General features: G+C 58.1%; 8 protein-coding genes and 1 pseudogene. 4 read left to right on the top strand and 5 right to left on the bottom strand.

The window, feature by feature from the left end:
- Nucleotides 1–623: 623 nt before the first annotated feature.
- Entirely contained in the window at nucleotides 624–899 is a 276-nt protein-coding gene (locus ACFFNA_RS36020; protein WP_378924723.1) for a hypothetical protein, read from the bottom strand.
- 289 nt (nucleotides 900–1,188) lie between these two features.
- On the opposite strand from ACFFNA_RS36020, the gene ACFFNA_RS36015 reads away from it, so the two are divergent.
- Nucleotides 1,189–1,629 (top strand): Ros/MucR family transcriptional regulator, encoded by a 441-nt coding sequence (locus tag ACFFNA_RS36015; protein WP_378924721.1) that lies wholly within the window; start codon nucleotides 1,189–1,191, stop codon nucleotides 1,627–1,629.
- A 69-nt stretch (nucleotides 1,630–1,698) separates the two neighbouring features.
- On the opposite strand, the gene ACFFNA_RS36010 is transcribed toward ACFFNA_RS36015, so the two are convergent.
- From ACFFNA_RS36010 to ACFFNA_RS35995, 4 genes are all read right to left on the bottom strand, one after another.
- Complete coding sequence (locus ACFFNA_RS36010) at nucleotides 1,699–1,785, bottom strand: DUF2958 domain-containing protein (RefSeq protein WP_378924725.1); 87 nt, start codon at nucleotides 1,783–1,785, stop codon at nucleotides 1,699–1,701.
- Between the two features lie 173 nt (nucleotides 1,786–1,958).
- Nucleotides 1,959–2,192: an LbetaH domain-containing protein gene (locus ACFFNA_RS36005; protein WP_378924719.1), complete on the bottom strand. Its 234-nt coding sequence runs from the start codon at nucleotides 2,190–2,192 to the stop codon at nucleotides 1,959–1,961.
- A gap of 364 nt (nucleotides 2,193–2,556) precedes the next feature.
- Nucleotides 2,557–2,913: a DUF2958 domain-containing protein gene (locus ACFFNA_RS36000; protein ID WP_378924717.1), complete on the bottom strand. Its 357-nt coding sequence runs from the start codon at nucleotides 2,911–2,913 to the stop codon at nucleotides 2,557–2,559.
- A gap of 9 nt (nucleotides 2,914–2,922) precedes the next feature.
- The gene (locus ACFFNA_RS35995; RefSeq protein WP_378924715.1) at nucleotides 2,923–3,132 is read right to left on the bottom strand and encodes a hypothetical protein; all 210 of its coding nucleotides are present in this window, start codon (nucleotides 3,130–3,132) and stop codon (nucleotides 2,923–2,925) included.
- Nucleotides 3,133–3,529: 397 nt separating this feature from the next.
- Between ACFFNA_RS35995 and ACFFNA_RS35990 the strand changes: the two genes are divergently transcribed.
- The 3 genes and pseudogenes from ACFFNA_RS35990 to ACFFNA_RS35980 all read left to right on the top strand — a co-directional run.
- Entirely contained in the window at nucleotides 3,530–3,727 is a 198-nt protein-coding gene (locus tag ACFFNA_RS35990; RefSeq protein WP_143748914.1) for a hypothetical protein, read from the top strand.
- Between the two features lie 797 nt (nucleotides 3,728–4,524).
- Nucleotides 4,525–5,082 carry a hypothetical protein gene (locus tag ACFFNA_RS35985; protein ID WP_378924713.1) on the top strand — a complete coding sequence of 186 codons (558 nt, stop codon included), beginning with the start codon at nucleotides 4,525–4,527 and terminating at the stop codon, nucleotides 5,080–5,082.
- A gap of 327 nt (nucleotides 5,083–5,409) precedes the next feature.
- Nucleotides 5,410–5,592 (top strand): annotated as a pseudogene (locus ACFFNA_RS35980) (IS66 family transposase); the annotation flags it as partial.

Here is a 5,592-nt window from a genome sequence, read left to right as displayed (position 1 = left end):
GCCCTCGCGATTGCCGAGCGACTGCTCAAACAACGCCAATTCAACATGCTCCGCCACCATGGTAGCCAGGGTGCGCGCCGGCTGGCGTAATCCGCAATAGGCCAGGCCTAATTATCCACATCCCAGCCGCCGCACGCCGTCCCGCAGCCACTGCGACCACGCAGTTGCGCTCCTGGCCGGTGCCACCTTCGCCTGTCCGCCTCATGCCAAGCGCCTTATCATCGCTAAAGTAGCCGAAGTTAAATTTAGAGCGTTTCGGCTTGCCGGAAATTAGGGTCTCCGAGGATAGACCAGCATGGCTTTTGGGGTGCTGCAGGGAAGACTAATGCGTGGACGTGGATTGATTAGAGCGTTGCGCCAGGACGACGCTCGACAGGTGCGCGCGCGCATTGCCGCATTGCCGAACTGGAGCTCGACCTCATGACGACCGCACCTTTGGAACGCCATCGACGTTTCGAAGCCGGCCATGAACTTCGCAGTGCGAAGCTTCGCCTGGAGAAGCTCGAGGAATGCATCGGCGAACTGCCGGAGAGCTCTGGGCGATAGCGGAAGCTTCACCGCTCTTCATCCGAGCCGCCGGCCGCGCATTTGGTCCCTCAACTGGCAAAGAATTCGTGCCGATTCTATGGACACTTTTGCGGCAAGGATTTGAAAAGCTCCTTGGATCCCGTAGTCAACAGCCACACCACTCGATCGAGATGGCTGCGAACCGCGTCGCGGGCGCGAACTGGCTCCTCCCACGGATCGACACCCAAAATTTCCGCCATTTCTTCTACGCTGGCTTCGTCGAACCAGGCCTCTAGGAGCTTCAAATAGATGGGCTGATGCTCTCGATCGTAAGCAGTTAGGTGGTCCGACCAAGTGACATGGGTAGAAACAGCAGAAGCTTTATTATGCATTTGCGATCTATACTCAGTGATATCTCGCTTTCTATAATCCGGACCCCGCCTTTGATCCCTATAGACTATAGTCAATCGAGGCGATTGCAACATTATTTGGTTCCGCACTAACCGGGAGGTTGGTTTGGCGTGGCTACGCTTTGCCACCAAACGAACGTTCGCATTTGCCCCTGCGTCATACAGAAATGCCAAATATCCGACTTGATTGGAGAAAGTCCAAATGGCATAGGTTGGGCGCATATCGTCTCTTTGACGGATATGAGAATATGGTGATTGAAGGAGCACGTCGATGCCCGGGGAACCAAACAATAATATGATTGAACTTACTGCCGATATCGTTGCCGCCTATGTCCAAAAGAACCCTGTTCCAGTGTCCGGATTGCCGGATTTGATCGCGAGCGTGAATTCGGCGTTGTCGAATATTAGCCCGCCATCTCCCATAGTAGAACCCCCGCCCAAGCCGGCAGTTAACCCCAAAAGGTCGGTGTTTCCGGACTACATCATCAGCCTTGAGGACGGTAAGAAATACAAGTCGCTTAAGCGCCATCTTGTGACCAGTCATGGGCTGACGCCTGATGAATACCGGGCGAAATGGGGGTTGGCGAAGGACTATCCCATGGTTGCGCCGAGTTATTCGGCGACCCGTTCGGCTTTGGCCAAGTCGCTAGGCTTGGGAAGAAAGCCAGCTCCGGCCAAGAAACCTGCGACGAAACGTAAGGCCAGGGCCTGAGGTCTGGCCGCTATCGCCTTCGGCACTCAACGCCACCCCTAAGGATGGCGTTGAGCATCGTGACGAACGTTACGCCCGAATCCGACCATGGCGACGAGCCTCGCGGGCATAGCCCGATAGGGCTCTGTCCGGCTTAAAGTGCCGATCGCGTTCCACCGGCAGGGCCAAGACGACCTCGGACAGAAGACAGTTCCGCGAGGCTGACGCTGCCGATCTCCGGGTCAGCCAAGTCCAAAGCCGTATGCGCGACTGCCCCGCCCCCAGCGAAGAGCACCGACTAACTATTGGACACTGTGCAAAAGAGAAAGGGCCCCCGTGGGGCCCTTTTCCTACTCGATATCTTGGATGTCCACAATCTTCTCCGATTTAACACGGATACCTTTGCTCACCCTCGCGCCCGGACCTACAACAGCTCCGACCTCGATAACTGCTCCCGATTCGACAACCGCTGTCTCGGCAACCAAGCCGCCGATTGTTCCATCTGGGTTAACATACCTTCTGGCCGCGACTTTTCGACCATTACGAAGCACAAAATTCAACGATGCAGAACCTTGCTGGGTCATAGATCCTGTCCAAACGTGATTTATTTACGGAATCAGTTTAAAATAAAACGCGAACTACTGCAATAATATTTGAGAACTCGAAGTACACGGCAACCATAGTGATAGCTGACGGTATGATTAGATCGGTCGCCAACCTTAAAATCGAGGCATAACTCGCCCATTTGTCGTACTTATTCCGCTCAATTGCAATATTTGTCGCTTCGAGTTGCCGATCAATCTCTTCAGGCGCCTGGTTTCCCGAGACCCTTGGTGGCATTGGTCCTGGATCGGGTAAGCGCCGCTTGACCGTTGGTCGACGCTACTCGTTGAAAGATAAGCGCCCGACGCCCACCCGTAAGGATGGCGTTGGGCATCGTGACGAACGTCACACCTGGATGCGGCCGAGGCGATGAGCGTCGCTGGCATAGGCCGACAGCGGCTTGTTCGCCTTGAAATGCCGATCGCGCTCGACCGGCAAGCCAAGTCGCCCGCGGACCGAAGCGAGCTCCGTAAGGCTGACGCTGCCGATCTCTGGACAACCGAGCCCAAGGTCACACAGACCAAAGGCGATATCCGGGTCATCCGGATCGATTTCGGTCAGGAGCCAGGTCGCGCCGGCATCCGGCGTGAACAGTTTGACGACGGGGACGAAGTCGATTTCGCTGCCGGTGCCGCGGAGAGGCTGCTGCTGGCGACCATTCGCCAGCAGCTTCTCGCGCAGGTCTTGGGTTAAGATCTGCATGGCGGCCTCCTACTCGTCGGCCTTCGGGGCGCGAAGGACGATGCGTCCGTCGAGCGGCAGGGCATCAAGGAGGAGCGTGCCGCCCTCGCCGTCGTCGTGGGCGAAGAAGGAGCCGATGCGGATCCAGAAGCCCTTCTGGCCTTCCTTGCCGTCGCGCACGGTGTAGGCGTGGTAGAGCGGCGATTTCGCCTCGGACTTGGTGTTGCGGTTGTAGGTCATGGTCTTTTCCTTTGGTTGATGGTTTCTGTCCCGGAGGACGGTTCCAAAGGTGACGGCGCTCTAAGCGGGCTTGTCCCCAACACGGGAGCGCAGCGAATGGAGCGGGCAGGATCGGGACAAGACGGCTGCGCCGGCTAGAAAGGGAACGTCATCGGCTCCGGACGGACCAGCAACGGAAAAGGCAACGCCCAACCGGATGGCACCGAGTGTGATGGCCAGGTTCGCCTCACAATCATTCCCGTGGTGACGGGCGATATGGTCTGTTTGACGGACCCACATTCGTTCGACTCGCGCAACGCGCAGTAAGGCGTATGATCCCCAAATCGCCCGTACCGAATAAAGGGCAATTGCGGACGGTTGGAAGTTGGAGCTTCCGCCTATGTCCGGGAGCCTGACAATGTCACGCGCCAAGGTGTCTGCATTCGATTGCGAAATCCTGCGAAGCGCCATCCGCCGGGCGATCATCGAAGGGGAAATCCCGGAAAGCCAGTCCCGAGAATACGCCGCCCAAATGATCCGAGATCTCACCGGCGACGAGCAGGTTGACCCGGACATACTGGATTGGATAGTGCGGGAGCAGCCGGGCGCGTCTTAAAAGACGGCTCTGCGAGCCGCGATTTGACGGCATCAGGACTGGAGCGGTCGCGGCTCTTCATGCCATCTGTATCAGAACAATTTCCCATCACCGTCGAGAAGCTCTTGGCTCTGACGCGAGAATGACCACACGTCTGCGCCATCGTTCTGCAACACCCAGATGCTGTCGAAATCCTCGTCCGGCCAAGATTCCGGAGCGATACCCGCGCCACCGACGAGCGCAACTGCCAGATCAGGAATAGATTCATGCTGCCAGCTTACCAACACAGGTGTTGGGGCTGTGCGGATGGCTTCGGCCGCCAGCGCCTCTTGGCCCTTCGAATAAGTGACGTCAGGTTGAAGACCGAGGCGTCTTGCCAGTGGCGTGATTGTTTGGCTAGGCCGTTTGCTCCGGGTTCCGGACCCATCTTTTTTGACTGTGCCCGACGGGCAATGCAAATCAAAGGAAGTGCTGGAAGGTTTCCGTCATCGGTATGAATAGCATGGCCTTCGATCTGTCATCGCCACATGGTCGGATGCTGGCGACGTTCCGCGCCGGCATCGCGGCATTCGAACGCGACCTGATAGCGAACGCGTCAAATCCGGGCTAGCCGCAGCAAAAGAACGTGGGAGAAAGCTCGGTCGACCGACTGGGGAGCGCCGAAAATCAGATCGGCTGGCGACAAAAGTCATCAAGTTGTACGCCGAAGGCTGTAGCTGTAGCTGGATCGCTCGCGATCTCGGTTTGAGCAAGAACACCGTTGCTGACATCGTCAAGCGCAGCAGACTTTCCTTGGCTCCGAAGATGGAGATCACGCCATGACCATGCGATCAGGACGCCCCCCATCCGATCCATATCGCAAGGCCCGCTTCAGGGAAATTGCACGGGAGATCGTCGCGAAAGACCGTTACAACCGGAAATACGGGCTCTCCGTCGATACCGCGGGCACCATCGCCAATGCGCTTGAGAGAGCATACTGGGAGGGAACCCGTGACGGGGAGCGCGGACCCGCTCCCGTGGCCGAACAACCGGACAGCGGACCAATAGAATGGGCGCTGATACCGCCACGACCAAGGGACGCTTTCTGGACCATCTGCCTGTTCACGCTGTCGCGTGGGGGTAGGCCCGCCTCGAGCGGACGCCTTGTCCCCGCTATCACGGAGCGTGGAACGCCGGGTTGGATGCTCGACTTGCAGGAGCGGACCTATGAGAAACTGTTTGGTGACAGAACGATCGCACCACTCGTGCGCCTCGGCCTGATCGCGGAAGCTTCAGATGATCCTGCCCACCGGGTCGTCTCAAAACGGGGTGAGGAAACTTGGGGCCTGTTCGTCCAGCGGGGCGGTCAATACCCGGACGACCTGACCCATCTCTAGCCGCAAGCGAAAACCCTCGTTCAACGCAGACCGCGCGTGTCATTTCGCCTCAGCCGGAACCGACCCCGACATCGCTGCTCCCGTCGTTGAAGTAAAGTTTTGCTCTCTTTTCCTGCCGGTAGAAAGTTCGGGCACGTCCCTGAACGTTGGCTTCCCAACGTGCCGCCGGGGCAAACGCCGAGCCATCGAAAACTATTTGCGCAAAGGCGCCAACAATGCCCTGATCCTGCCACTCTCCATAGGCAGGTGCGCCCAGAGGAAAATCTCCAGCACAATCGGACGGGGGGAGGCTCAGCCCAATGAGCAGGGTGGCGCGCGAGGAAGCCAGCTGCGCTCCTGCCGATTTTTGATCTGATCGAGGCGCATGTCTTCGCGGCCGAGCGCCTTTTTGGCGACGACACCACCATTCCCATTCAGGCCAAAGACAAATGCACGACCGGGCGCATATGGACCTACGTGCGCGATGACCGGTCCTACGGCGGCGCGGCGGCGCCGGCGGCCATATACTAT

Source organism: Mesorhizobium kowhaii (assembly GCF_042431665.1).
GTDB classification, from domain to species: Bacteria; Pseudomonadota; Alphaproteobacteria; order Rhizobiales; family Rhizobiaceae; genus Mesorhizobium; species Mesorhizobium kowhaii.
The sequence above is the reverse complement of the archived record's forward strand: the minus strand, read 5'-3'. Positions and strand labels throughout refer to the sequence as shown.

What these genes read in the sequence shown, in the direction of transcription:
- ACFFNA_RS36020 (WP_378924723.1), bottom strand. Translation starts at nt 899, where the DNA reads ATGCATAATAAAGCTTCTGCTGTTTCTACCCATGTCACTTGGTCGGAC.
- ACFFNA_RS36015 (WP_378924721.1), top strand. Translation starts at nt 1,189, where the DNA reads ATGCCCGGGGAACCAAACAATAATATGATTGAACTTACTGCCGATATC.
- ACFFNA_RS36005 (WP_378924719.1), bottom strand. Translation starts at nt 2,192, where the DNA reads ATGACCCAGCAAGGTTCTGCATCGTTGAATTTTGTGCTTCGTAATGGT.
- ACFFNA_RS36000 (WP_378924717.1), bottom strand. Translation starts at nt 2,913, where the DNA reads ATGCAGATCTTAACCCAAGACCTGCGCGAGAAGCTGCTGGCGAATGGT.
- ACFFNA_RS35995 (WP_378924715.1), bottom strand. Translation starts at nt 3,132, where the DNA reads ATGACCTACAACCGCAACACCAAGTCCGAGGCGAAATCGCCGCTCTAC.
- ACFFNA_RS35990 (WP_143748914.1), top strand. Translation starts at nt 3,530, where the DNA reads ATGTCACGCGCCAAGGTGTCTGCATTCGATTGCGAAATCCTGCGAAGC.
- ACFFNA_RS35985 (WP_378924713.1), top strand. Translation starts at nt 4,525, where the DNA reads ATGACCATGCGATCAGGACGCCCCCCATCCGATCCATATCGCAAGGCC.